The 23,130-nt window shown below is 58.2% G+C and carries 29 protein-coding genes and 1 pseudogene; 21 read left to right on the top strand and 9 right to left on the bottom strand.

The window, feature by feature from the left end; genetic code table 11:
- Positions 1-5 precede the first annotated feature (5 nt).
- The 5 genes from IPF85_RS07245 to IPF85_RS07265 all read right to left on the bottom strand — a co-directional run bounded on the left by IPF85_RS07245 (position 6) and on the right by IPF85_RS07265 (position 5,000).
- Complete coding sequence (locus IPF85_RS07245) at positions 6-863, bottom strand: MBL fold metallo-hydrolase (protein WP_343407401.1); 858 nt, start codon at positions 861-863, stop codon at positions 6-8.
- Positions 864-887: 24 nt separating this feature from the next.
- Positions 888-2,099, bottom strand: a complete 1,212-nt coding sequence (locus IPF85_RS07250; protein WP_343407402.1) for a DHHA1 domain-containing protein — start codon at positions 2,097-2,099, stop codon at positions 888-890.
- A gap of 77 nt (positions 2,100-2,176) precedes the next feature.
- Positions 2,177-3,028 (bottom strand): ABC transporter ATP-binding protein, encoded by an 852-nt coding sequence (locus tag IPF85_RS07255; RefSeq protein WP_343407403.1) that lies wholly within the window; start codon positions 3,026-3,028, stop codon positions 2,177-2,179.
- Positions 3,029-3,074: 46 nt separating this feature from the next.
- Positions 3,075-4,118: an ABC transporter substrate-binding protein gene (locus IPF85_RS07260; RefSeq protein ID WP_343407404.1), complete on the bottom strand. Its 1,044-nt coding sequence runs from the start codon at positions 4,116-4,118 to the stop codon at positions 3,075-3,077.
- Between the two features lie 27 nt (positions 4,119-4,145).
- Positions 4,146-5,000: an ABC transporter permease gene (locus IPF85_RS07265; protein ID WP_343407484.1), complete on the bottom strand. Its 855-nt coding sequence runs from the start codon at positions 4,998-5,000 to the stop codon at positions 4,146-4,148.
- 657 nt (positions 5,001-5,657) lie between these two features.
- Between IPF85_RS07265 and IPF85_RS07270 the strand changes: the two genes are divergently transcribed.
- Both IPF85_RS07270 and IPF85_RS07275 read left to right on the top strand, forming a co-directional pair.
- A complete protein-coding gene (locus tag IPF85_RS07270; protein WP_343407405.1) occupies positions 5,658-6,878 on the top strand; it encodes a PrsW family glutamic-type intramembrane protease in 1,221 nt (406 codons plus the stop codon).
- A gap of 64 nt (positions 6,879-6,942) precedes the next feature.
- Complete coding sequence (locus tag IPF85_RS07275; RefSeq protein ID WP_343407406.1) at positions 6,943-7,623, top strand: hypothetical protein; 681 nt, start codon at positions 6,943-6,945, stop codon at positions 7,621-7,623.
- 26 nt (positions 7,624-7,649) lie between these two features.
- On the opposite strand, the gene IPF85_RS07280 is transcribed toward IPF85_RS07275, so the two are convergent.
- From IPF85_RS07280 to IPF85_RS07295, 4 genes are all read right to left on the bottom strand, one after another.
- Positions 7,650-8,312 (bottom strand): DedA family protein, encoded by a 663-nt coding sequence (locus IPF85_RS07280; RefSeq protein ID WP_343407407.1) that lies wholly within the window; start codon positions 8,310-8,312, stop codon positions 7,650-7,652.
- A gap of 80 nt (positions 8,313-8,392) precedes the next feature.
- Positions 8,393-9,154: a hypothetical protein gene (locus IPF85_RS07285; RefSeq protein ID WP_343407408.1), complete on the bottom strand. Its 762-nt coding sequence runs from the start codon at positions 9,152-9,154 to the stop codon at positions 8,393-8,395.
- Positions 9,155-9,400, bottom strand: a complete 246-nt coding sequence (locus IPF85_RS07290; protein WP_343407409.1) for a hypothetical protein — start codon at positions 9,398-9,400, stop codon at positions 9,155-9,157.
- Between the two features lie 5 nt (positions 9,401-9,405).
- The gene (locus IPF85_RS07295) at positions 9,406-10,614 is read right to left on the bottom strand and encodes an ATP-grasp domain-containing protein (RefSeq protein WP_343407410.1); all 1,209 of its coding nucleotides are present in this window, start codon (positions 10,612-10,614) and stop codon (positions 9,406-9,408) included.
- 244 nt (positions 10,615-10,858) lie between these two features.
- On the opposite strand from IPF85_RS07295, the pseudogene IPF85_RS07300 reads away from it, so the two are divergent.
- The 19 genes and pseudogenes from IPF85_RS07300 to IPF85_RS07390 all read left to right on the top strand — a co-directional run.
- Positions 10,859-11,014: pseudogene (locus IPF85_RS07300) on the top strand (type II toxin-antitoxin system HicA family toxin); the annotation flags it as partial.
- Positions 11,011-11,361, top strand: a complete 351-nt coding sequence (locus tag IPF85_RS07305) for a type II toxin-antitoxin system HicB family antitoxin (protein WP_343407411.1) — start codon at positions 11,011-11,013, stop codon at positions 11,359-11,361. The pseudogene IPF85_RS07300 and the gene IPF85_RS07305, both read left to right, overlap by 4 nt.
- Before the next feature lie 415 nt (positions 11,362-11,776).
- Positions 11,777-11,983, top strand: coding sequence for a type II toxin-antitoxin system HicB family antitoxin (locus IPF85_RS07310; protein ID WP_343407412.1), 207 nt, complete (start codon positions 11,777-11,779; stop codon positions 11,981-11,983).
- Positions 11,976-12,197, top strand: coding sequence for a type II toxin-antitoxin system HicA family toxin (locus tag IPF85_RS07315; RefSeq protein WP_343407413.1), 222 nt, complete (start codon positions 11,976-11,978; stop codon positions 12,195-12,197). The genes IPF85_RS07310 and IPF85_RS07315 overlap by 8 nt, the downstream gene beginning before the upstream one ends.
- Before the next feature lie 221 nt (positions 12,198-12,418).
- Positions 12,419-12,823, top strand: coding sequence for a nuclear transport factor 2 family protein (locus IPF85_RS07320; RefSeq protein ID WP_343407414.1), 405 nt, complete (start codon positions 12,419-12,421; stop codon positions 12,821-12,823).
- A gap of 270 nt (positions 12,824-13,093) precedes the next feature.
- Positions 13,094-14,101: a site-specific DNA-methyltransferase gene (locus IPF85_RS07325; protein WP_343407415.1), complete on the top strand. Its 1,008-nt coding sequence runs from the start codon at positions 13,094-13,096 to the stop codon at positions 14,099-14,101.
- Positions 14,102-14,106: 5 nt separating this feature from the next.
- Positions 14,107-14,865, top strand: a complete 759-nt coding sequence (locus tag IPF85_RS07330; protein ID WP_343407416.1) for a hypothetical protein — start codon at positions 14,107-14,109, stop codon at positions 14,863-14,865.
- A 453-nt stretch (positions 14,866-15,318) separates the two neighbouring features.
- Positions 15,319-15,537, top strand: a complete 219-nt coding sequence (locus IPF85_RS07335; RefSeq protein WP_343407417.1) for a DUF4258 domain-containing protein — start codon at positions 15,319-15,321, stop codon at positions 15,535-15,537.
- A gap of 11 nt (positions 15,538-15,548) precedes the next feature.
- Complete coding sequence (locus tag IPF85_RS07340; protein WP_343407418.1) at positions 15,549-15,776, top strand: type II toxin-antitoxin system MqsA family antitoxin; 228 nt, start codon at positions 15,549-15,551, stop codon at positions 15,774-15,776.
- 289 nt (positions 15,777-16,065) lie between these two features.
- Positions 16,066-16,326: a DUF4160 domain-containing protein gene (locus IPF85_RS07345; protein WP_343407419.1), complete on the top strand. Its 261-nt coding sequence runs from the start codon at positions 16,066-16,068 to the stop codon at positions 16,324-16,326.
- Positions 16,327-16,337: 11 nt separating this feature from the next.
- Complete coding sequence (locus tag IPF85_RS07350; RefSeq protein WP_343407420.1) at positions 16,338-16,652, top strand: DUF2442 domain-containing protein; 315 nt, start codon at positions 16,338-16,340, stop codon at positions 16,650-16,652.
- A 117-nt stretch (positions 16,653-16,769) separates the two neighbouring features.
- A complete protein-coding gene (locus IPF85_RS07355) occupies positions 16,770-17,042 on the top strand; it encodes a BrnT family toxin (RefSeq protein ID WP_343407421.1) in 273 nt (90 codons plus the stop codon).
- 1 nt (position 17,043) lies between these two features.
- Positions 17,044-17,289, top strand: coding sequence for a hypothetical protein (locus tag IPF85_RS07360; RefSeq protein WP_343407422.1), 246 nt, complete (start codon positions 17,044-17,046; stop codon positions 17,287-17,289).
- Between the two features lie 510 nt (positions 17,290-17,799).
- Entirely contained in the window at positions 17,800-18,876 is a 1,077-nt protein-coding gene (locus IPF85_RS07365; RefSeq protein WP_343407423.1) for a kelch repeat-containing protein, read from the top strand.
- Between the two features lie 17 nt (positions 18,877-18,893).
- Complete coding sequence (locus tag IPF85_RS07370) at positions 18,894-19,502, top strand: hypothetical protein (protein WP_343407424.1); 609 nt, start codon at positions 18,894-18,896, stop codon at positions 19,500-19,502.
- A gap of 368 nt (positions 19,503-19,870) precedes the next feature.
- A complete protein-coding gene (locus IPF85_RS07375) occupies positions 19,871-20,287 on the top strand; it encodes a XisH family protein (RefSeq protein ID WP_343407425.1) in 417 nt (138 codons plus the stop codon).
- Positions 20,275-20,610: a XisI protein gene (locus tag IPF85_RS07380; protein WP_343407426.1), complete on the top strand. Its 336-nt coding sequence runs from the start codon at positions 20,275-20,277 to the stop codon at positions 20,608-20,610. The genes IPF85_RS07375 and IPF85_RS07380 overlap by 13 nt, the downstream gene beginning before the upstream one ends.
- A 205-nt stretch (positions 20,611-20,815) precedes the next feature.
- Positions 20,816-21,469: a DNA methyltransferase gene (locus IPF85_RS07385; protein WP_343407427.1), complete on the top strand. Its 654-nt coding sequence runs from the start codon at positions 20,816-20,818 to the stop codon at positions 21,467-21,469.
- The gene (locus tag IPF85_RS07390) at positions 21,466-23,091 is read left to right on the top strand and encodes an Eco57I restriction-modification methylase domain-containing protein (RefSeq protein ID WP_343407428.1); all 1,626 of its coding nucleotides are present in this window, start codon (positions 21,466-21,468) and stop codon (positions 23,089-23,091) included. Before IPF85_RS07385 ends, IPF85_RS07390 begins: the two co-directional genes overlap by 4 nt.
- The last annotated feature ends 39 nt before the right edge of the window (positions 23,092-23,130 follow it).

Genomic DNA, 23,130 nt, shown 5'->3' on the forward strand with positions numbered 1-23,130 from the left:
TGCCCCTACGAATCGGTCACGGCAGTGCGCCGTATTTCTTCGTAGACACGGCCAATACCCTGTTTGATCTGGGATTCGATCTTGGCCTTGCGGCCAGCCGGGATGGGGAACCAGGTAACCAGGTCCTTGACCAGGAGCGAGCCGGTCTCTTGCTTGGATTTGCCCTGTCGGAACATATGCTTGACCTGGGCGCGCATGTAGCGAATATACTCGGTCACCCGGTCCACGGCTTCGACGCCGCACGGCGGGCCATGCCCCGGCACAATGGTCACCGGATTGAGCTTTTTGATGAAGGCCAGGCCGTGCAGCCAGTCGCGCGAGTTGGCCTGCGCCATGTAGGGATGCTGATCCAGCCATACTGCATCGCCGGAAAACAGGACGCGCTCCGCGGGCAGCCACACCACGGCCGTGGCCAGCGTGTGCCCGCCAATCCAGATCAAGCGCACCTCGCGCCCGCCGCGCAGGAGGGTCAGACGCTTCTTGAAGGTGATCTCAGGGCGGATGATCTGCAGATCGTTGAACTGCACCTGGATGTCCGGCTCTTTCTTGAAAGAGTCGCGCACCCGCTGCTTGAAGTTGTCGGTGTAGCCGCGCATCTCCTTCCAGGCGCGCTCATGGGCAACCACCGGCGCCGGCAAATAGAACTGATTGCCCAGCGAATGTCCCCGATGATGATCGGTGTTGATGACGTAGAGGATGCGGGCGTTGGAGGATGCTTCGGCCACATGCTTGCGCCAGGCTTGCGCCTGCGCCGGGACCATGGGCGTATCCACCAGGATGACGCCATCCTCTGTGATGATGCAGCCGACATTGGCATTGCGATAGCCGGTTTCCACAAACACGCCCGGTGCAATCTCTTGCATACACAACTCCTCGTGATCGTAAACTTAACCCGCCAGGTGCGCCAGGGCCGCACCAGCGGCGTCGAAGGCTTGCCGCAACAAGGCGCCGTTGGCGGCGCCTCCCTGTGCCCATGTTCCGCGGCCGCCCCCACGCGCGCCGGCCGCGGTGGCGGCGCGCATGATCTGCCCCATGTCCAGCGCCACGTCCGCGGCCGCCGCGCAGAAGATCTGGCCCCCGCTCTGCGGGCTAACCTCGCAGGCCAGCAGGGCCACGCAGCCAGGCCGGGCGCGCAGCGCGCTGGCAATGGCTTTGACCGTCTCCAGCGGGCGGTTGTCCAGGTACGCCTGCACGGTGCGCCTGGGGCCGGCGGGGGAGCCGTTGGCCCACAGCCGCGCGGCCTCCGCCTCCACAAGCTCGGCCTGCGCGTCGCGCAACTGATGCTGCACCTCGCGCAACCGCTCCTGCAGGCGATCCACGGCCGCGGGCAAGTCATCCTCCGCGGTGCTCAGGCGGTTGACCAGGGCTTGGACTGTGCCCTGCTTGCGGCGATAGTCGGCCAGGGCGCGCTGTCCGCACAGAAACTCGATGCGCGCCTCCGCGCCGCGTCGATCCAACCGCCGTATCTTGATCTGCCCAACTTCTGCCGTCTGCCTCACATGCGTGCCACCGCAGGCCGACCAGTCGAAGTCACCGATTTCGACCACACGAATGGCTTCATGCACACTGGGCGGTCGGCGCAGGGGAATGGTGGGCAGATCCCCTGCGGTGACGAAGCGGCCGGTCACGGGCCGATTTTCGGCGATGATCTGGTTTGCCAGGGTTTCGGCGGCCTCCAGGTCGGCCTGGTTCACCGTGGCCTGGTTCAGATCAATGGTCGTGCTCTCCACGCCGAGGTGAAAACCGACCGTCTCCGCTCCACAGGTCACGATGAACGCCTGCGACAGGATGTGCTGCCCGGTATGCTGCTGCATGTGGTCAAAACGCCGCGGCCAGGTGATCTGCCCATGCACCGCGCCGACCGCCAGGGGTGTCTCCAGCAGGTGCCACACCACGCCATCGTCCGCGATGACATCGGTGACGGCTACGCCGTTGAGCAGACCGGTGTCGCAAGGCTGTCCGCCGCCGGTGGGATAGAACGCGCTGGCGCTGAGCGCCACGGCCGGTTGACCGTTGACCGTGGTCAGGTCGCTCACCGCGGCCTCGAAGTTGCGCAGGTAGGCATCGTGCCAATAGAGACGTGTTGCCAGGTTATTCACAAGACGGTATTATACCCCGAAGCGCGTGAAAACTCAAGAGAAAGTTTGAGATCAGATATGCTGGTTCCCCAACAGAGTTATGCGGATAGGGTTTGAATCGGCGGTCCGGGCCACGGCTGGCCGGCCTGGTCAATGGCGCGACGCACGGCCAGGGCCAGGCGTCCGAAATGCTCGGTGCTCAGCAGGTCGGCGCTGCGCGGGCGGGGCAGGGGGATGGGAATGGTGGCGGTGACGTGGCCGGGACGCGGCCCCATCACCATCACGCGATCGGCCAGGAGGACGGCTTCGGCGATGCTGTGCGTGACCAGGATGACGGTCGCTTGTCGCAGTTGCCAGACGCGCAGCAGTTCGAAGTTCATGCGCTCGCGGGTCAGGGCGTCCAGCGCACCAAACGGTTCATCGAGCAGCAGCAGGCGCGGGCGGTGAATCAGCGCCCGCGCCAACACCACCCGCTGTTGCATGCCGCCCGACAACTGCCGCGGGTAGGCCTGTTCGAAGCCCTGCAGACCGACGAGATCGCTCAGGCGCCTGGCCTCGCGCCGCGCGTCGGCGCTGGTCATGCCGCTGGCCGCGACACCGGTGGCCGCCGCGCCGAGTACATCGAGCGGCAGGGCGATATTGTCCAACACGGTGCGCCAGGGCATCAGGTTGGCGGCCTGGAAGACGAAGCCGATCTCCGTTCGTGGGCCGGTCACTGGGGCGCCGTTCATCAGGACTTCGCCCTCGTCAGGAGCCAGCAGGCCGCCCACCAGGCGCAGCAGCGTGCTTTTGCCGCAGCCCGAAGGCCCCACCAGCGCAACGAACTCGCCGTCATGCACGTCGAAGCTGACGTTGGCCAGCGCCTTCACCACGCGACCGTTCTGCAGATAGCTCTTGCTCAGCCGCGTGGCTGTAATCAACGTGTCGCTCATAAAATCAGAACCCTGCATGCGACGTTCATCGTGACCCACATGTGACCCGCATCGCCAGCGTGACCTATCTCGTTTCCACGAATTGGTTCGTGTAGAGCGTCTCCGGCTTGACCGCGGTGGTGATGAGGCCCATCGCTTGCATGAAGCGGGCAGCCGTTTCCCAACGCGCGGGGTCAGAAAAGCCCAGGACGCCTTCGGTCTGCCACAGCTTGAGGACTTCGTCGAAGATGGCGCGATTGGTCTTGCGGGCCGTCTCGTCAGCGCCGGCTTCTGGCACCTGTTGCAGGCTCAGGGCAAAGGCGCCGTCCGGGTTGACCAGGGTGTATTCCAGCCCGCGCAGCGTGGCGCGCACGAACCTACGCACGAGTTCTGGCTGCTCGGCGACCGTCTTGTCGTTGGTGATGATGCCGTTGGAGGGCAAATCAACGTAGTCGGCCACGAAGATCTCATCCACCTCCTGCCCGGCCAGGCGCATCTGCACCGGCCCGTTGACCGAATAGTCGAGCGCCGCGTCCACCTGCTGGCTCTGCACGGCCGCGGCCTGCGTGAAGCCGATGCTCTGCAGGCTGACCTTGCTCTCGTCCAGTTGGGTGGCGTAGACCAGCGCCTTCCAGCCGACATAGCTGGCGCCAAACAGGCCCGGAATGCCGATCTTGTGGCCAATGAGCTTGGCCGGCGAGTCCAGCCCGCTGCCTTTGGGGGCAAAGACCACGACCGGGAACTTGCGGTACCAGCTCATAGCGTAGATCACCGGCAGGCCCTGGGCGCGCCCCAGGATTACTTCCTCGCCGCTGCCGATCATGAACTGCAGTTCGTTGCTGCCCACCAGTTTGATGAGGTCCGATTCGAAGCCGTAGCGGAACTTGACCTCCAGCCCTTCCTCGCGATAGAAGCCCTTTTCCACGGCGACGTAGAACGGGGCAAACTGCACGCTTGGAATGTAGCCCATCGCCAGCTCGATCGTTTCGGCAGCAGCCGCGGTCGGCGCCGTGACAACCGATGCACCAGGGGTCGAAGCCGGCGCGCTGACCGGGACGCAACCCGCAAGAGCAGCCAGCAGGGTGAGCATCGTAATGATTCGTGTCATCTTCGCAAATTGTATTTTCATTTTCTTTCCTCGTTTCTCCTTCATCCTTCATCCTTCATCCTTCATCCAGCGCAGGAGCCAGCGCTCCAACAGGCTCACCAGGCCGTAGAGGCACAGCGCCAGGGCGACCAAGGTGAGCAGGGCGACGAACATGAGGGGGGTGTCCAGTAGATTGCGCCCCAGGTTGACCAGGAAGCCCAGGCCGCGGTCGGCGCCGACGAATTCACCCACGACCGCGCCGATGACGGCCAGGGTGACGCTGACCTTCAGCCCGGCCAGCAGGACCGGTAGCGCGGAGGGCACTTCGAGCAGGGTGAACATTTGCCAGCGGCTGGCGCGCAGCGAGCGCATCAACGCCACCAGGTCAGGCTCCACGCTGCGAATGCCCACGCCGGTGTTGATGAGCATGGGGAAGAAGACCGTCAGTGCGCACACCAGGATTTTGCTCCAGGCCCCGAAGCCCACCCAGATGATGAGCAGCGGCGCCAGGGCCACGATGGGCACTGCTTGCAGGGCCACCAGGTAAGGCGAGAGAAGTTGGTCAAGGAGGTGCGACTTGGCAATGGCGTAGCCGAGCAGGATGGCGACGCCCACGCCCAGGGCCAGCCCGGCCACCACTTCGCCCAGGGTGATGGTTGAATGCCACAGGAGCGTGCCATCGGCCAGAACGATGGCAAATTTTCGCCACACCAGGCCGGGGCCGGGCAGCACGTAGGGCGCGTAGTCTTGCCAGCGCACCAGCGCCTCCCAGCCCAATAGGAACAGCGCCAAGCCCAGGGCGGTCATCAGGACGCGGGCGCGTCTGAACGCCTGCAGGGTGAGGCTGGAGGTGCGCAGGGACAGGCGGGAGGCGACCCGGGTCAGTCGTGCGGCGTGCTTGTGCAGCATGTTCAGCAACATCATCAAAGCAAAATCTCCGAGAGCAGGCGCCTTCGGAGACTGAATGCCGCGAACAAACCATTGCTGGCGCCTGATTGCCGCGGCCAAAGCGCGCGCACCTGAAGCGTCAAGAATGGCAACAAAAACGTCCCTGTTCGCTTTTGCCTCCAGGGACGCGTGACACACACGGGCGGGTCTGGCCCGTTCCCGTCGAGCCTTGTCGCGACCTTCTTCCATCCGGACTATACCGTCGGCTCCGGACTTGGCATGACGCCGTCACCGGATCCACCGCATTACGCGGGTTGCGGGCTTGAGTCATGCGCTTTTGGCGCCTGGCTCCCACCGCCGGTCGAGAATTGACCCTGCCTGGGCGTGCCGCTATCAGGCCGCCGGGCCGGTCGGGTCTCACTCTGCCCCGAAGGTCCAGTTCATTCAATTCGTGTACCCGCAGGACCTCATCGTGTGCCAGCAGATACTAAAAAGAGTGTAACACAGCGCGGCGTAACTGTCAATTGAGTTGCCAGTTTTGGAGTTCGGAGAATTGGGTCACGCCTCACAACTTGACACAGACACAGGCTTACACTACCATAGTTTGGACGCTGGCGGATGTTCACTTGCGAGAAGTTGGCATCTGGCAAGCGGGGATGCCAACTTTGGGCGCGCGGAGGGTGAGGGTTTTTTATGCAGCGATTTGTGTCCATTGCGCTGATCGTAGTCGGCCTGGGATTGGCGATGCTGGGGCTTTTGGCCGGGCTTTTCTACCTGGGGCTGCCGGTGGTTTCGCCGGATGCCCGTTACGATCTCTTGCAGATCAACACGGTGGCGATGGCAGTGCTGGCAGTCAGCGGCGGCGCGGGATCGGTGTTAGCCTGGGTTGGCTGGCGGCGCTACAGCGGCGCGGCGTCCAGCGCGGCGCATCTGCCCAGCCCGTGGTGGCTCGTTTTGCTGTTTTTGCTGGCCCTGGCCGTGGGTGAAGCCGTGCTGCAGACGAACGTGGCGCCCTGGCTGTTTCCACCCGTGCATGTGATTGCCAGCATGGCGGCCCCGCTGTTTTTGTTGGCCCTGGCCGCGTCTCTGCTGCGCCCATCGGGCCTGGTTGTGCAACGGCGCGATGTCGCTCTGCAGGTGGCCGGCGGCGCGGTGCTGGCGACCGGCCTGGCCATCGTCATCGAGGTGATCCTGGTCGCGCTGCTGGCCCTGGCCGCCGCGTTGATCGTGGCGCTGACGCCCGGCGGCTCAGCGCGGCTGGAGACACTGGTGGCGCAATTGAGCCGGCCTGAGGTGCTCAGCGATCCGGCTTTTCTGCAATCGCTGCTTAGTTCGCCGCTCGTCCTGATTGGGGCCGGCCTGGTCATTGCCCTGGGCGCGCCCTTGATCGAAGAATTCAGCAAGAGCGTAGGCGTGGTGCTGATCGCGGCCGGACGCGCACGCCTGACGCCCGGTGAGGCCTTCCTGTGGGGGGTGGCAGCCGGCGCCGGTTTTGCGATCACCGAAACGATGTTCAACGTGGTTACGGTGCTGCCTGCCTGGGGAGGGCCGCTGATGCTGCGCTCCGCCACAGCCGTGGTACATTGCCTGGCGGCCGGGTTGATGGGATTGGCCTGGCAAGCTTGGCTCAGCGGCGAGCGCCGCTGGCGACTGCCGGCCCTCTACGGCCTGGCCGTCGTCATTCATGGCCTGTGGAACGGAGTGGCCGGGCTGGCGTCTGTCTTGCAGGCGCAAGGCACGTTGAACGCTAACCTGCTGGTGGGCGCGGGCGGCACCCTGCTCGTCTTTGCCCTGGCCGGACTCTTCGTCATCAACAGCGGCCTGTTCGTCTACATCGGCCGCCGCCTGGGCCAGCCGCCGGTTATGGCCCTGGCGCCGTTGCCGGTGGAGAGCACCGTCACGCCGGAGGTGTGACCTACGGGTGGGGGGCTATTTTTCTCACCGGGCCTCGTTCAGATAGGTGTTTTTGGAGGTAGGTATGCGTTTACTCGATGATCATCGCGCCAGGCAACGGGCCTGGCTGCTGCGCTGTCTGCTCATCATCATTCTGAGTCTGCTCACGACGGCCTGCGTACGCAACGATCATGGCACGCTGCACTATTCTGGCCCAACCGAGGAGAGCATTGCCGTCGGTCAGACGCTGCAGGGCACCAATGTACGCTATGTGCGTGAAACGCCGGACGGCGCGGAGCTGTGGATTGACGATCAGCGCGCGGTCAAGAGGATCGGCGATTTCGTAGGTTGGCAAGGTTCACTGGGCCGTGATTTTCAGGCTGACCTGGGGCTGCGTGTGGTCTACTACACCGCGGACAAGGTGCAACTGGCAGGCACGGCGGACTTGACGATCAACAACGCCAGCCCCGTGCCAGGAGCTTTCCCGGAGAAGCCGATCGTGGCCTACCGCGTGCCGGTGACGTACAACATCGCGCGCGGCGACACGATCCCCGGCACCACGCTGACGTATGAGGGCAAGACCGAGCAGGGGGCGCGCATCGGCGGCCTGCCGCCGGGCGATTACCCCTATCGCCAGGCGGCCGATTCGCTGGTGTGGAGCGGCCGCCTGGCCGATGGGGCGCTCTTGCGTGTGGACTTGCGGGTGGTGATCTTTACCGAGCAGCGCATACAGTTGGCCGGTATTGCCACGCTGGCTGCCGGTTGAGCGATCGCCCCGAATTCATTCGGCGGCTATTCGCTGGCCGACGCGTGCCGCGCCTGCTTGCGCGCCGGCCCGGTCAGGTGATGCCAGACGTAGTAGATGAGGCCGAGCACGATCAAGGCGGCAATGGGGTATTTGGCCGGGCCCATGATGCCCAGGATTTGTTCCCACTGATCGCCCAGCGCCCAGCCCACCAGGCCCAGCGCCGCGCACCAGATGAAGGAACCGATGAAGGTCAGGGCGGTGAACTTGGCGAAGTGGATCTTGAAAACGCCGGCCGGGAATGAGATGAAGGTGCGCACGATGGGCAGGACGCGGGAGATGAAGGATACGTAGTCGCCCCAGCGCTGGAACCAGTGATCGAAGCGATCCACATCTTCTTCTGTCACCAGGATGTAGCGGCCATAGCGCACCACCAGCGGACGTCCTCCCCAATAGCCCAGCGCGTAGGACGCGATGGAACCGATGGTACAACCCAAGGCGCCCCAGAAGCCGGTGATGAGCGCGGCTTCCCACCACGGAAACAAGGCCCGTGGCGTCAGCAGCCAGCCCGCCAGCGGCATCGTGATCTCGCTGGGAATCGGGATGTTGGCGCTCTCCAACGCCATGATGATGACCACACCGGGCCATCCAATCGAATTGAACAAGTTCTGAAACAACGGCACCAGGTGTTCGGCGATCCAGGCTTCCAAAACAGTACCTCCAGGTTGATGTTCTTCAGCGGAGAAGATGTCGGGCAGAGAGTATAACCGCGATTTGGGGGCGAGTCAAACTACTTGGCGGTTGCCCCCTCCACCCACGCGGCTATTTTCGCATCGTCGGCAATCTCCGGGCCGAGCTGAATGTATTCGATTTGCACCTGCTGGAGCTGCCCGGCGGCGTCGAAGGTGAGAGTTTGGCGGCCGAGCACGCGGCCGGCGTGACCGGGCTGCGCCTCATCGGCATGCACGATCAACGTGCCGGTGGTTGGATGGCGGGCCGGCTCAGGCCGCACACCAGGGCCGCCGCTGACGATCACGTCAACGCCGGGGACAGTTTCAGCGATCGTTTGATCTTCTGCCAGGCCGGCGTGGGAGAGCAGGATGACGATGTCGGCGCGGTCCGCCACGGCGGCGACGGCGGCCTGGGCGGCTGCGACCGGATCGCTCACGATGATGTCCTGCGTCTCCGCGGCGTCGCTCAGCCCGATGATGGCGATGCGGTGGCCGGCGATGGTGCGAATGACGTAGGGCTGGGCGATGGCCGCGCCGGTGGCGGCGTCGGCGGCGTTGGCCGAGAGCACGGCGAAGCGCGCTTCGCTCATGCGTTTGCGCAGGACATCCAGTCCCAGCGCCAGGTCTTGGGGGCCAAGCGCCAGGGCATCATAGCCGAGCAGGTTCATGATCTCAACGCTGGTGCGGCCCTGCGTGGTGGTGGCCGGCGCCTGATCGCCGGTCAGGCTGTCGCCCGCATCCAACAGCAGGACGAACTCGTTGTGGTTACGCGCTTCGATAATTTTCGTGGCCCGCCGGGCCACGCCGCCCACGGCTGGCATTCAGCCGCAGGGCCAGAGATACCCCCAGGTGTCGTTGGTGTGCAGCAGCACCAGGCGCAGCGGCTGGGGCGCCGGCGTGACCGCCGGCTGCGGCTGGGGCGCCGGTTGCACGCCACCGCTGACCGGCGTGGGCGGCACAACCGCCTGGCAGGCGGTCAGCCATAGCAGCAAGAGTAATCCCACCAGTGCCCTGGGGGCCGGCTGGCGGCGCCCACGACTTGCCAATTGATTGAATCGTCTCATCATGTTCCTCAATCCTGGGGGCTGTCCGGCGCGGGCAGGGTTGCCAGGAAATCACCCACCATGCGTTCGGCATACGATTCGAGCAGGGCCTGGACCCGACCCGAATCCGTGGAAGTGACCAGCAGCCCCACATGGTTTTTCTTGTGTAGTCGCCAGGTGATTTCGGGGTCGTCATAAGCAGAGGTGTCGGGCCATTCGTCACGCGCCAGGCAGATGAGGAGGCCCGCGAAGCCCTCGTGGGCTGTGGGCGGCCGGTAGGTTTCGCCACGGACATAGGCCAGTTCGATGGCGGCCCATTCGGCCCACATGTTGACCCCGGACGCGGCTTCGATGACGCGGTCAATATAGGCGCCGCCGACGCGGGCGGCCATTTCCAGGAAGTAGAACTGACCGTCGCTGTCGGCCTTGATGAACTCGGCATGCGTGACCCCGCGCACCATGTTCATGGCCGCGATGACCTGGCGATTGTGCTGCTGTATTGGCGCATAGTCAGGGGAGTCGGGGCGCATGGTTTGTGTGGAGAAGATGCCGCCTTCGTGCAGCACTTTCATCGGCGCCTGGCCGTAGCGATGGGCGATGGAGAAGACGACTTCGCGTTCGGAGACGATGGAGTCCACATGAAAAACATCGCCGGGGATGAATTTTTCCAGCACGTAGTACGATTGGCGATCGCCCAGGATATCGAGCGAGGGCCAGAACTCGTCCTGCGAGTTGATCTTGCGGATGCCGATGGAGCCAGCCTCGGAGCGGGGTTTGAAGACCCAGGGGGGAGGCACAGTCTGCATGAAATCGTGTACCTGGTCGTAGTTGAGGACATGGACAAAGGCGGGCACCTGGATGTCCCGGTCGCGGGCCTGCATGCGCATGGCGAGTTTGTCGCGGAAGTAGCGCGCGGTGGTGTCGCCCATGCCGGGGATGCGCAGATGCTCACGCAGCGAGGCTGCCAGTTCCACATCGTAGTCGTCCAGGGGGACAATCACGTCGAAGTGGCGCGTGCGGGCCAGGTAGCTGACCGCGTGGGTGATGTCGGGTTGCTTGGCCAGTTCGGGCATGTAGAAGACTTCTTCGATGACTTCCCTCGGCCATTCGGCGCTGGCGAGTTTTTCGCGCGTGACGAGCACGACCTGCGCGCCGAGGCGCTTGCAGGTGCGCATGAATTCGTGTCCTTTGAAGTAGCTGGCGAGGCAAAGCACAGTCTGTGGACGTGATTCGGTCATGGTGTTGTTCTCTTTCGCTGATGGCAGCTGCCCGGGCTGGCCGCGGCTGCAGGCGAGCGCTTGAAATCGCGCCTGCTGGGCGCACCGCCCCGGCAGAAATGTTCGAGGCTCAACGGGTGATGTATTGTACCACAGCCGTTCGCCGCGCGGCAACTTCGGAATTTGATGTGCGGGAGGGTCAAAAACCGGCGCCGGTAGACGGAAAAAAGAACTTGACAATCCAGAGGAACGATTGTAGACTGCGGGAGCCGAGATCAGCGAGGGACGAGGTTCCAGAATACGTATTGCTTTGCATGGCGCCCGCGCCGTGTTTCATCGCCCTCATCCGCAAAAGGAAACCGATAAGGGCGCCGTGGTCTCCATGCGCCGTTTTCTGATCGAAGCAGGAGTAAAGTTATGATGGAATACAAAGGGTATCTTTCTCATGTTGAGTTTGATGATGAGGCGAACATATTTCATGGGGAAGTTATAAACATTCGAGATGTCGTCACGTTTCAAGGGAAATCCGTAGAGGAGTTGCGTCCGGCCTTCGAGGAATCGATAGAGGATTATTTGGCATTTTGTGCCGAACGTGGGGAGGAACCTGATCGGCCTTTTTCGGGTTGGTTTACCGTCCGTTTGTCTCCGGAGCAACATCGCAAGGTTGTTCTGGCTGCTGAGAAGTCTGGGCGCGATGTGGGCAAATGGGTAGCTGAGGTTCTTGCTCGTGCGGCTGAGGTAGATGTACGGGAGCGCATTTACGCCTGACGAAGGCTGCATCAAACGGCGCTCATTTGTCTTGTGTGACGCACGCACCGCTATGTGCAGGTGCAGATGACCAGCGGTTTGCGTCTGACACTGCGTACCATGACCGTCTGCATTGGGCGGCTCTGCCGGAGACCAGAGATTGGAGACCGGTTGGCGTTGGGCGGAGCTTCGACGGCCGTTCACGGGCAGGCGGTTGGAAGGGAAGGGGTCGCTGGTTCGGCCAGGCTCGTCCGGTCAGGCTCTGCTGGTGGCACCGCTGCCCAACATTCCGTACACCGACCGGGGAGGATCTGGGCCGGTTGACGATGTTGGCGACCCCGGCGGCTGACGCTGGGCCGTTGGGCGGGCCGGCGGGAAGAACAATGGGCGAGTGGAGTATGGAACCCGGCATATGATGCCGCGAAAAGGAAGAATCATGGAACTTACCGCAATTCTGACACCAGCACCCGAGGGTGGCTATGTTGCCCTCAACCCTGAAACCGGGACAACCACGCAAGGCGAGACTGTCGAAGAAGCTTTATCCAATCTGCGGGAGGCGACGGAACTGTACTTAGAAGAATTCCCGACGACTTTTATTGGGCGTTCATTGTTGACCACTTTTCGTGTAGGTGCATATGCTTAAACTGCCTGTTGTTTCAGGGAGAGAAGCAGTGCGAACGCTGGAGCGATTGGGCTTTGTCGTGGTAAGGCAGCGCGGTAGCCATTTGGTTCTACGCCGAGGAGCATCCGGTTGTGTTGTGCCAAACCATCGCGAGCTAAAGACGGGCACTTTGACGGGCATTCTCAAGCAAGCTGGCGTATCCGCCGATGAATTCATCGCAGCGTTGCGCGCTTGACTCTGAGCAGACGGTCACAGATTAGCTTGTGAATGGTTCACTGCCGCCCAACAACGGCATGCACCCGACGCGGGGCGTAGCCTCTCGCACGGGGCGCTTCCAGCACCCTACCCTTTTCTTCACGTGAGGACTTGGCACTCGTCCCGTTCCCGCGCCGGTGATGCCTGGCGTTGGGCGTAGGACTATTCCCCAGTGTGGGAACAGAAAGGAAGGAGCAGATCATGCCGGATGTAGTTGCAGAAGTCACCACGGAGTTTTTGCAAGCCTTTGCCGATGCGTGGAATCGCCATGATGTCGATGCCCTTATGTCGTTCATGACAGAGGATTGTGTCTTCGAAGCCTCTGCAGGACCAGACGTCTGCGGCAGGCGGTACGCAGGCCGTGAAGCCGTGCGCGCTAGCTTTGCGGAGGTTTGGGCGACCTTCCCCAATGCGCACTGGGGCAACGCGCGCCATTTTGTCTGTGGGGAGCGGGGGGTGTCGGAATGGACGTTCACGGGCACACGAGCGGACAGCACCCGCGTCGAAGTCGATGGCTGTGACCTGTTCACGTTTCGCGCCGGCAAGATTGCCCTGAAAAACTCCTACCGTAAGAACCGTCCGCCCCTTGGCACTCCGAAGCGTTGAGTACAGGCTGGGGAGAGAGGTACCAATCTGTCACAGCGGCAGTGGCGGTTTGGGGCGGAAGATCGGGTCGGGGGGGTGCGACCAATGGGGGCATTGCCCAACATTCCGTACACCGACCGGGGAGGATCTGGGCCGATTGACGATGTTGGCGGCCCCGGCGGCTGACGGTTGGCGTTGGGCGCGTCCGTACCCCAAAGATTACCTCATTCCATCGGGTTCTTGTTAATTCATGGAGTTGACCCATGATTGGGTTAGTGATAGAATCTTTGCATGAAAAACTTCCCCATTCCTAGATTAGATCAAAATCCGCAGTTGCACGACTATCTTATCAGACATTGTCGCTTATCGCGTGGCGAAATATGGGTAGACCCTCAAGGCAAGCATAAGATTGGATGCTTGGACGCGACGGACAAGAACGGTATCAAATCCTTGATGGGCGAATCCAAAGCCGCCTTAGCAATCCAAGACCCACCGTATAATCTGGTGGCCTTTGAGCAGAGACAACTTGATGAGTATATTCGATGGTGTAAGCAATGGATTTTGACAACAGACTTCGCCCTATCTGATAATGCGTCTCTGTATATCTGGTTGGGGGCAGATCAAAAATCAGATTTTCAACCTCTACCAGATTTTGTGATTGCCATGCGAGGAACGGGCTACAAATCTCGAAGCTTTATCACGATGCGTAACCAGCGTGGATATGGAACGCAAAAGAACTGGATGGCGGTTAGACAAGAGCTATTGTATTACACAAAGGGAAACCCTATTTTTGATGTAGACGCTGAATATACCGACATACCAAAGATTCTGCGAGGGTACTACAAGGAAGTCAATGGTCAAGTAACTGAAAATATGGAGCGAAGCAAGTCAGAAAATATCCGTGCGGGCAATGTGTGGGTAGATATTCAGCAAGTGTTTTACCGCATGGAGGAAAATGTTAATGGATGCTACGCTCAGAAACCGCTAAAAAGTTGCGAAAGAATCATAAAGGCAAGTTCATCTAAGGGCGATATTGTTGTTGATTTCTTCTGCCATTCGGGGGCGACATTGATTTCGTCAGAAATGCTAGGGAGGAACTGTTACACTGTAGACATTGATCCCGTCTATTGCGAAATAGCCCTTAGACGATTAGAGCGATTTAGGCGAACTGGCAAGGCCGGTTGGCAAAATAGCAATCCCTTTGAGCAGGAAATAGCCGCCGACTTACAACTTCGATCCTTGTTAGGACAAGAGCAAGAAGAATCAAAGAGCATCCAATATGCTTTCTCGTTGGAGTAACCATTGTGGAAAAACTCAAGGCGCAACTCGATGAACTGTTGAACCGACTCGACAATGCGCAAGAAATACGAGACAAGCTTGAAGAGCTGGTATCCGTCTATCCATTTAGCGATTACGAATACATCATTTCCCATCTATTGGTTGCCGCCAAACTCTCACTTGATGAATACTATCAACTCCGAGATGACTACTTAGATCGGAATCTATATCTGGATTTGTTTGAAATTGGTGCTCCGAGAGGGTTTGGCGAAGTATGGGCACAAGGGCATCTAAAAGAACTTACTCCCACCCTGGAACGCCCGAATAAGAAAACTGATCCAGAATATTCAGGTCAGTACGATTTCTTTTTGCCACCGAATATCCGAATCGAGGTTAAGGCTTCGCGTGCCGTTGAATTTAAGACGGATGCACCGCTCTACTTGAAAGCATTGTCGTCGGATTCACGGAAGCAATTTGACATGAACTTTCAGCAAGTGAAGCCCGCTTGCTGTGATGTGTTTGTGTGGTTGGCGGTGTGGCGCGACGTTATTCGCCATTGGGTGATACCTTCCTACGAAGTAGAACACAGCCAGTATTATTCGGCGGGACAGCATAGAGGCAATGTGGGAGAAGGTCAATTACATCTTAACCGAGACAACTTGCACGACTTCGATAAGTATTTGGTGGATTCTGACAAGATCGAATCAGCAATCAGATCGGCGTTCGAGAAAGAGAAACGTTTAAGAAGCAAGAAGCAAACCTCAATCCCATTGGATCGCGCCTAACACGGCGTGCAGCCGCCCCGCCCAGCTGCCAAAGTTAGGCGTCAGTTTTGACGATTACCGATCGTATTGGTGGCGGGCGGCTGACGCCCAGCCGTTGGGCGGAGCTTCGGCGGGGGCGTCCACAGGCAGGCGGTTGGAGTGGAAGGGGTCGCTGGTTCGCCCAGGCCGGTCCGGTCAGGCTCTGCTGGGGGCGGCGCTGTCCAACATTCCGTACAGCCGGCCGGGGAGGATCTGGGCCGGTTGACGGTGTTGGCGGCCCCGGCGGCTGACGGTTGGCGTTGGGCCTCCAATGTGACACTGTGGGTCAACCGGGAAGATGACACACGAACCATCGCTAAAGCCACCGATCAGCGCGTACTTTTCCTCCAAATGTGCTACAATAGCCTCACCAGACGTTACGCGTGGGAGCCTGCATGTATGACGCCGAACTGAAGCGGATGCGTGAATTGATCCGTGCACGCCGAAGACGAGATGGATGCTGATGGTTTGACCGTCTTCGACATCGAAAGCGTCATCCTCTCCGGCCAGATCACCGAACGCCAACGTGACCGCCAGCCGGACGAATGGAAATATCTGGTGAACGGCCAAGCCCTGGGTGGCGCAGGCGTGACCGTCGTAGCCAAGTTCGGCGCAACTGACAAACTGGTGATGATTACGGTCTTTCGTGAATAGTAGGTGAGCTTATGGTATGTGATATTTGCGGTCAGAGTGGTGCGCATGTGCGGCGCGTGTCACGCAGCTACGGGCGCGGGGCCAGTTTGTTTGTCATTGAGAACATTCCGATCGTCAGTTGCCCCAACTGCGGCGAAAGCTACCTGACCGCCGAAACGCTGCACGAAATCGAACGCATCAAGCTGCACCGGCGTGCGTGGGCGCAAGAACGCCCGGTGGCGGTGGCTGCGTTTGCATAACGTCTCGCCGCGACGCAGAAGTCGGCCCCGGTTCGCCGTCATGGGCGAGTTGGCGCGTGGGGTCGTGCTGGTATGGGCGGGGGCCTAACATTGGTTCCAGCGGACGGGCCGCGCTGCCCGTTATGCAAGGTCAGGGGTAACCGGCCCGCCGCTGAACCTGGCCGCTAGGCTGGTCTGCCGGAAAGCGGAGATTGGAGACCGGTCGGCGTTGGGTGACTTTTACGGAAAGTTCCTGATTGAGCGGAGAATATCGATATCAGTAAGCTGATTGTACATGGGATAAAGAAGAATGCCTCAAATCAGCCAGTTTTTCGGAATCTCGATTTATATGTACTACGATGAGCATAATCCTCCTCATTTTCACGCCATTTACGGCAAAAATGAAGGACAAATCGGCATCTCACCGCTTGCGCTGATCGAAGGCAAGCTTTCAGGCCGAGTATTAGGGTTAGCTGTGGAATGGGCGGCTTTACATCAAAAGGAGTTATTGGAAAATTGGGAACTCATGCGTGCAGATAAGCCGCCTCGTAAGATTCCGCCATTGAAATAGGAGTGATTGCGATGTTGCCAAGAGTGAAGAGTGTATCTTATCTTGATGGATATCGTTTGAAACTTCGGTTTACGAATAAAACGGAAGGAATCATCGATTTCCGCCAGAAGATCGTAGGGCGTGGAGGTGTTTTCAAGCCCCTGGAAGACATTGAATACTTCAAGCAAGTTGTTGTTGATCCGGTATCTGGGACATTGATATGGCCAAATGAGGTTGATTTTTGTCCAGACGTTCTTTATGAACTTGCCATGAATAACGCTACTTCTGTTGCGCAAGGCACAAATCAGACATTGACTGTATTACAGCCCCAAAGGACTTCGACGTAGAAGTGCAGTATTAGACCAAGCCACGGAAACCAGGTAAAATAGGCGCGAACAGCCAGCTTACTGCCTTACGAACATAGCAGTATTTGCAGTAACCCACCCCGATTCAGCGGAGCGGAAATGCAATTCGAGTGGGATCCCAAGAAGGCCGCCATCAACCTACGTGATCACAAGGTGTCTTTTGAAGAAGCGGCGACGGCGCTCGAAGATGAGCTGTCGCTCACTGGCGATGACCCAGATCATTCGATCACCGAGGCGCGGCTGATCACATTCGGCGTTTCGCGCACCGGTCGCTTGCTGACCGTTTCGCACACCGAACGGGGTGAAAATATTCGGATCATTAGTGCCCGTCCTGCCACACGGGCCGAGAGAAAGCTATATGAAGAAGGCTAACATGGTCAATGATACGCTACGTCCTGAGTATCGCCGCGAAGATTTCGGGCCGATGGTGCGCGGCAAATACGCGGCGCGGTTGAAGGAATCTTCAAACATCGTTGTCCTTGACCCGGATCTGGCGCAGGCCTTCCCAAACACGAAAGCGGTCAACGATGCGCTACGCGGCCTGCTCGAATTAGCCAAGACAAGCGCACGTCTGCCCGCGTCCTCTGTCCCAACTTCCGCACCGGCGCTCCATCCCTAAGACCGGAGATTGGAGACCGGAGATTGGAGACCGGAGAACTCTCGTCTTCCACACACACTCTGATCTCTGATCTCTGTCCTGAGACCGGAGACCGGAGACCGGAGATTGGAGACCGGTTGGCGTTGGGCGGTCCGTCGAAGGGCCGTTCACGGGCAGGCGGTTGGAATGGAGGGGGTCGCTGGTTCGCCCAGGCTCGTCCGGTCAGGCTCTGCTGGGGGGGCCGCTGCCCAACATTCCGTACACCGACCGGGGAGGATCTGGGCCGGTTGACGGTGTTGGCGGCCCCGGCGGCTGACGGTTGGCGTTAGCCTGTGTAGCCCTAATGCGAATTGAAAGATCATTGATTTAGAAATGAAACATCCTACCCAGCTACTTAAGATATTCTTGATAACAAGTTGGCTGTTTGCTTGCACCAATATACCAACCTCAGTCCAACCTATCCCTACCGAAGTAGCAAGCCCTACAATAGCTTCCACATCCACCTTGCCTCAAAGCGATAGCAGTATACAAATGATGATTATTGCTATGCCGCAAATGCACAAAGATCGCGCAGCGCATACGGCAACACGATTATCGAACGGTACAGTCTTATTTGTTGGTGGATTTACAAACGGCGAGCAGGCATTAAATAGTGCCGAGATATTCGATCCAGAAACAAATTCTTTCTTACCTACAGGCGCTATGTCTGTAACCCGTCAATCGCATACAGCCACTTTACTGCCAGATGGCAAAGTGCTGATAGCAGGCGGCTTTAATGGAGATTACCTTAAGAGTACAGAAGTTTATGATCCTGCAACTGGTTTGTTTACTCCTTCTGGCGAAATGAAAATAGCAAGAAGCGGGCACATTGCAATCATGCTAAACAATGGCAAAGTTCTTATTGCAGGCGGTACGGGCGAAGGCTGGACTTTCCTAGAATCCGCTGAATTATACGACCCTGAAGCGGGAGCTTTTTCTTTAACAGGAAGCATGACCGTTCCGCGAGAGTCCCATACAGCCACCCTTTTGCCCAATGGAAACGTTTTGATTACTGGTGGTCACCAAGGAAGACGCACGAATATTGTTATCTATGATAGTGCCGAGTTGTACGATTCTGTGACTGGAATTTTTTCAGAAACGGGTAAAATGACAGCCAAGCGTCAGAAACATGATGCTACGTTATTGGTAGACGGACGAGTTTTTGTTTCAGGCGGATCAGATGAGCGTGATTCAGAAGGAGCATATCGAAGTACTGAAATATATGATCCGAATTTTGCCACATTCACAAGTGCAGGTGAGATGTATGCGGCACGATACAAACACACTGGCACATCCCTTTTGCTTAAAAACGGTCAGATTTTCCTAATAGGTGGAGCAAATACAGCAGAAGTGTTCGATCCACAACGTGGTAAATTTAGCAAAATTACTGAGTCAGTTGGAGCAACACGACTTTTCGCAACTACTACTTTGCTACTCGATGGAAGTGTTCTTTATGCAGGTGGCTACGGCGCGAACATTACTTCTAATACAACAACGTGGATACTTAAATTCGCGCCTGCCCCAGCGCCAGTAACGCAAACCGTTAGCCCGCAAGACAATAAGCAGTAGCGTTTTATGGAGAAAATATGAACGCTCAAATAAAAGAAAACGTATTCAAAAGAGTTTTGTTGCTTTATGGGCTGTATTCAATTCTAAATTTGTTTTCTTTTTTGCTCGGCTATCATTTTTTGCCTGAAGGCTTCATGCGTGGCAGTCCATATTCAGCAATTGGTTCATTCGTTGCTACGGCATCATCATTTTGGAGTGAGTTTAGTCTCACCTTGCTTTTCAATCTTGGTACAGTCATTGTTGTTTGCATATTAACTAATCTTCAACAGTTTAGGCGTATTCCCGTAGGCTATATTGTTCCTGTTGTTTTAGGAATTGTCTCTGGTTTAGTGTCAGGCACTAATTCCTTTGCCGCATCTGACTTAAAACAATTCAATGCGTGGGATGGTATGGCGCTTGGTATGGGCATCGGGGGAATTGAAATGCTTGCGTATGTGCTTGTCATTTCTGCGACTGCAAATATCGGGCTGTATAATTATGAAAGCCTAAAACAATCGCAAGGTGAAAAACTCAAGAATTTACGAGACATAAAGTTATCAATGTCTGAAACGTTTTGTCTTGGTCTTGGAATATTCATGATTGTCTTTGCCGCTTATAGAGAAACGGTCATGGCTTTCATCCAATGAAAGAAAACCTTTATGGCAAAAAGCGGGCTAACAAAGCATGCACCGGATGCTGGGTATTCTGCACGATTTACAAGCATTTTTCTGGCTTCGAGTTTTTCTGCTCTCAAACAGAGTCCACGCCCGCCCCAGCGCCAGTAACGCAAACCGTTGGGCGGGTCTGCAGCGGGGGCGTCCATAGGCAGGCGGTTGGAATGGTTCGCTGGTTTGCCCAGGCTCGTCCCGTCAGGTCGTGCTCCGGGCACCGCTGCCCAACATTCCGTACACCGACCGGGGAGGATCTGGGCCGGTTGGCGATGTTGGCGGCTCCGGTCCTGTGTCCATTTGTGATAGAATGAGAGAAAGAATCAGTAAATTTATAGGAAACGACCATGTCTGCAAAAGATATTTATCATGATGTGGTAAGACAAGCTTTGACGGATGAGGGATGGGACATTACGGCTGACCCGTTGAGAATTCAGTTTTTAGGGGTCGAACTACGCATCGATCTCGGTGCAGAAAGGGTCATTGCAGCGGATCGCAATGGCGAGAAAATTGCGGTGGAAATCAAAAGTTTTCTGCGATCATCGGCCATCACCGATTTTCATGAAGCACTGGGACAGTATATCGTCTATCGGGAGGGGCTAGCCCATATTGAACCAGATCGTCTCCTGTTTCTAGCGGTTCCGATCGTTGCCTATCAAACCTTCTTCCAATTGCCTTTTGGGCAGTATATGGTCCAGCAGTATCAACTCAAGTTGATTGTCTATCATCCAGAAAGAGAGGTGATTGTTCAATGGTTGCCATAGAGGAATATCGAAAACGGGTTCAACAATTATTAGCGCACTATCAGACGCCACAATTTTTACAGGAAGGCGTGGAAACGCAGTTACTTGTGGATACCCAACATGACCACTATCAGTTGGTCAATGTCGGATGGGATAACGGGCAACGTGTCTATGGCGTTGTCGTTCACATTGATATAAAAGACGACAAAATCTGGTTGCAACAGAATTTGACGGATCAACTCGTCGCTGAAGACTTAGTGGAGCTAGGCATTCCTAAAGATCGGATTGTTTTGGGCTTTCAGCCTGTCTATATGCGCAAGCATACAGATTTTGCCATGAACTAAAAGCGGCAAAGGCGAAGACTGAAGGGCTGTGCTCGAACATTGCGTGCAGGGGATGCTTTGCTGCGATCAGGGCTTTCGGTGTTGCTTCCTCGCTTTGCCGTTTCAGGATTGGCGCAGTTGGTCGCCCCATAACCGCAAAGCATCCCTGACGCGTGTGTTAGCCCGCAATAACCAAAAGGAAGCATCGCCCGCAATGGATCGGTCCATGAACACCATCAAGTCCAAACAACGCGTCGCCGACCACGGGGAGGTCTTCACCCCGGCGTGGATGGTGGAGGCCATGCTGGACCTGGTGAAGGACGAAACGGAGCGCATTGATTCCCGTTTCCTGGAACCGGCATGTGGGAGCGGCAATTTCCTCGTGCAGATTTTGCAGCGCAAGCTGGCTGCCGTGGAGCTGAAGTACGGAAAGTCGGACTTCGAGCGGCGGCACTATGCGCTGCTTGGGTTGATGTGCATCTACGGCATCGAACTGCTGGCGGACAACATCGCCGAGTGCCGTGCCAATGTGCTGGAGATCCTGGCCGAATACCTGCATCTGGATGGTTCGGATGACCTCTACCGGGCCGCGTCCTACGTGCTGGCGCAGAACCTTTTGCACGGCGACGCGCTGACCATGCGCACCCACGACGGCCGGCCCATCACCTTTGCCGAATGGGGCTACCTGGGCAGGGGCAAATTCCAGCGCCGCGACTTCCGCCTCGACACCCTCACCCAATCGGCGGCTTATGGCGCCGAAGGTACGCTCTTCGCCGACCTCGGTATGCACGAAATCTTCACACCCCACAAGAGCTACCCGCCCATAACCGTAAGCGAACTGGCCGCCGCGTTCGGCGACGCTCCGCAGGAGGCCGCATGAGCGCTCAGGCTGGTTTTGCCCTGCGCGGCCACAACCCGGATGTGCTGACGTGCATCGCCAACCTCTCCAACGACGAGGTCTTCACGCCGCCGGAGTTCGCCAACCGCATGTTGGACACCCTGGCCGCGGCATGGGCCGCGGACCACGGCGGCGCGAACCTCTGGGCGGACAAGAGGGTGCGCTTCCTGGACCCATGCACCAAGTCGGGCATCTTCCTGCGGGAGATCACCAGCCGCCTGACCCAGGGGCTGGCGGACGAGATGCCGGACCTGGAAGCGCGGGTCAACCACATCTTGACGCAGCAGGTGTACGGCATCGGCATCACACAGATCACCAGCCTGCTGGCGCGGCGCAGCGTCTATTGCTCGAAGCACGCCAATGGCAAGCGCTCCATTGCCAAAGGTTTCGCCAGCGACGCCGGCAATATCTGGTTCGAGCGGATGGAGCACACGTGGGTTGACGGCAAGTGTACCTACTGCGGCGCGAGCGCAAAGACCCTTGATCGAGGCGAAGATCTCGAAACTCACGCCTATGCGTTCATCCACACCGACGACATCAGGACTCGGGTGGCCGAGTTGTTTGGAGGAGATATGCAGTTTGACGTGATCATCGGCAACCCGCCCTATCAGCTTGACGATGGTGGGTACGGCACGAGTGCTGCCCCGCTTTACCATCTCTTCGTGGAGCAAGCAAAGGCATTGGAGCCACGCTACCTGGCGATGATCATTCCTGCGCGTTGGTTCGCCGGCGGCAAGGGTCTTGATGAGTTCAGAGAGTCGATGCTGGCCGACGATCGCCTGCGCTCAATTGACGACTATCTCAGCGCGTCGGATGTCTTTCCTGGGGTAGGCCTCAAGGGTGGCGTTTGTTACTTCCTCTGGGACCGGGACAATCCCGGGCAGTGCCGCGTCACCACTCATTTCAAGGACTGGCCTGTCTCGACGACCAGTCGCCCTCTTCAAGAAGAGGGCGTGGACGTGTTCATCCGCTTCAATGAAGGGCTGTCGATCCTCAAGAAAGTCGTTGCAGTGGAAAGTGGTGAGACCCACTCGCTGTCGCTGCCCGACAGTCAGCGTTTCGACCAATTGGTTAGTTCCAGGAAGCCGTTCGGGTTAACCACAACATTCAAGGGAAACGCTGTCAAGGCATCCGGCGACCTACTGGTCTACCAGAACGGCGGCACGGGATACGTCGCCAGAAGCTCAATTTTGACTGGCACTCACCTCATTGATAAGTGGAAGGTTTTCACAGGCCGGGCTGCTCCGGGGACCGGCAACAGAGACACGTACCCGCACAGGATCATCAGCACACCATTCATTGGGGAGCCGGGTACCATCTCTTCGGAGACCTATCTTTGTATTAGTCCGTTCGACTCCCGGACTGAGGCAGAAGGCGTTTTGTCCTACCTCTCCTGTCGGCTGACTCGCCTCCTTATCCTTCTGCACAAGCCATCCCAGGACACGACGCGCAAAGTCTACACCTTTGTGCCAACACAAGATTGGACGCAGAAGTGGACGGACGAGAACCTCTACGCTAAATATGGCATTTCTGCCAGTGAGATCGCGTTCATCGAAAAAGTTGTCCGACCGATGGATCTCAGTGGGGCCTCTGAGGATGACTAAAACCATCGAGGAAATCCTTGCGCCCAAGCCGGAGGCCCG

Source organism: Candidatus Amarolinea dominans, assembly GCF_016704685.1.
Taxonomy (GTDB): domain Bacteria; phylum Chloroflexota; class Anaerolineae; order SSC4; family Amarolineaceae; genus Amarolinea; species Amarolinea dominans.

Bases quoted from the DNA above. Each gene is read 5' to 3' on its own strand.
- IPF85_RS07320 (WP_343407414.1), top strand. From the start codon at position 12,419: ATGCCGGATGTAGTTGCAGAAGTCACCACGGAGTTTTTGCAAGCCTTT.
- IPF85_RS07370 (WP_343407424.1), top strand. From the start codon at position 18,894: ATGAACGCTCAAATAAAAGAAAACGTATTCAAAAGAGTTTTGTTGCTT.
- IPF85_RS07245 (WP_343407401.1), bottom strand. From the start codon at position 863: ATGCAAGAGATTGCACCGGGCGTGTTTGTGGAAACCGGCTATCGCAAT.
- IPF85_RS07290 (WP_343407409.1), bottom strand. From the start codon at position 9,400: ATGATGAGACGATTCAATCAATTGGCAAGTCGTGGGCGCCGCCAGCCG.
- IPF85_RS07265 (WP_343407484.1), bottom strand. From the start codon at position 5,000: ATGATGTTGCTGAACATGCTGCACAAGCACGCCGCACGACTGACCCGG.
- IPF85_RS07385 (WP_343407427.1), top strand. From the start codon at position 20,816: ATGAACACCATCAAGTCCAAACAACGCGTCGCCGACCACGGGGAGGTC.
- IPF85_RS07270 (WP_343407405.1), top strand. From the start codon at position 5,658: ATGCAGCGATTTGTGTCCATTGCGCTGATCGTAGTCGGCCTGGGATTG.
- IPF85_RS07360 (WP_343407422.1), top strand. From the start codon at position 17,044: ATGGTCAATGATACGCTACGTCCTGAGTATCGCCGCGAAGATTTCGGG.
- IPF85_RS07260 (WP_343407404.1), bottom strand. From the start codon at position 4,118: ATGAAAATACAATTTGCGAAGATGACACGAATCATTACGATGCTCACC.
- IPF85_RS07380 (WP_343407426.1), top strand. From the start codon at position 20,275: ATGGTTGCCATAGAGGAATATCGAAAACGGGTTCAACAATTATTAGCG.
- IPF85_RS07375 (WP_343407425.1), top strand. From the start codon at position 19,871: ATGTCTGCAAAAGATATTTATCATGATGTGGTAAGACAAGCTTTGACG.
- IPF85_RS07285 (WP_343407408.1), bottom strand. From the start codon at position 9,154: ATGCCAGCCGTGGGCGGCGTGGCCCGGCGGGCCACGAAAATTATCGAA.
- IPF85_RS07365 (WP_343407423.1), top strand. From the start codon at position 17,800: ATGATGATTATTGCTATGCCGCAAATGCACAAAGATCGCGCAGCGCAT.
- IPF85_RS07275 (WP_343407406.1), top strand. From the start codon at position 6,943: ATGCGTTTACTCGATGATCATCGCGCCAGGCAACGGGCCTGGCTGCTG.
- IPF85_RS07255 (WP_343407403.1), bottom strand. From the start codon at position 3,028: ATGCAGGGTTCTGATTTTATGAGCGACACGTTGATTACAGCCACGCGG.
- IPF85_RS07355 (WP_343407421.1), top strand. From the start codon at position 16,770: ATGCAATTCGAGTGGGATCCCAAGAAGGCCGCCATCAACCTACGTGAT.
- IPF85_RS07340 (WP_343407418.1), top strand. From the start codon at position 15,549: ATGGTATGTGATATTTGCGGTCAGAGTGGTGCGCATGTGCGGCGCGTG.
- IPF85_RS07315 (WP_343407413.1), top strand. From the start codon at position 11,976: ATGCTTAAACTGCCTGTTGTTTCAGGGAGAGAAGCAGTGCGAACGCTG.
- IPF85_RS07305 (WP_343407411.1), top strand. From the start codon at position 11,011: ATGATGGAATACAAAGGGTATCTTTCTCATGTTGAGTTTGATGATGAG.
- IPF85_RS07310 (WP_343407412.1), top strand. From the start codon at position 11,777: ATGGAACTTACCGCAATTCTGACACCAGCACCCGAGGGTGGCTATGTT.
- IPF85_RS07295 (WP_343407410.1), bottom strand. From the start codon at position 10,614: ATGACCGAATCACGTCCACAGACTGTGCTTTGCCTCGCCAGCTACTTC.
- IPF85_RS07390 (WP_343407428.1), top strand. From the start codon at position 21,466: ATGAGCGCTCAGGCTGGTTTTGCCCTGCGCGGCCACAACCCGGATGTG.
- IPF85_RS07345 (WP_343407419.1), top strand. From the start codon at position 16,066: ATGCCTCAAATCAGCCAGTTTTTCGGAATCTCGATTTATATGTACTAC.
- IPF85_RS07350 (WP_343407420.1), top strand. From the start codon at position 16,338: ATGTTGCCAAGAGTGAAGAGTGTATCTTATCTTGATGGATATCGTTTG.
- IPF85_RS07325 (WP_343407415.1), top strand. From the start codon at position 13,094: ATGAAAAACTTCCCCATTCCTAGATTAGATCAAAATCCGCAGTTGCAC.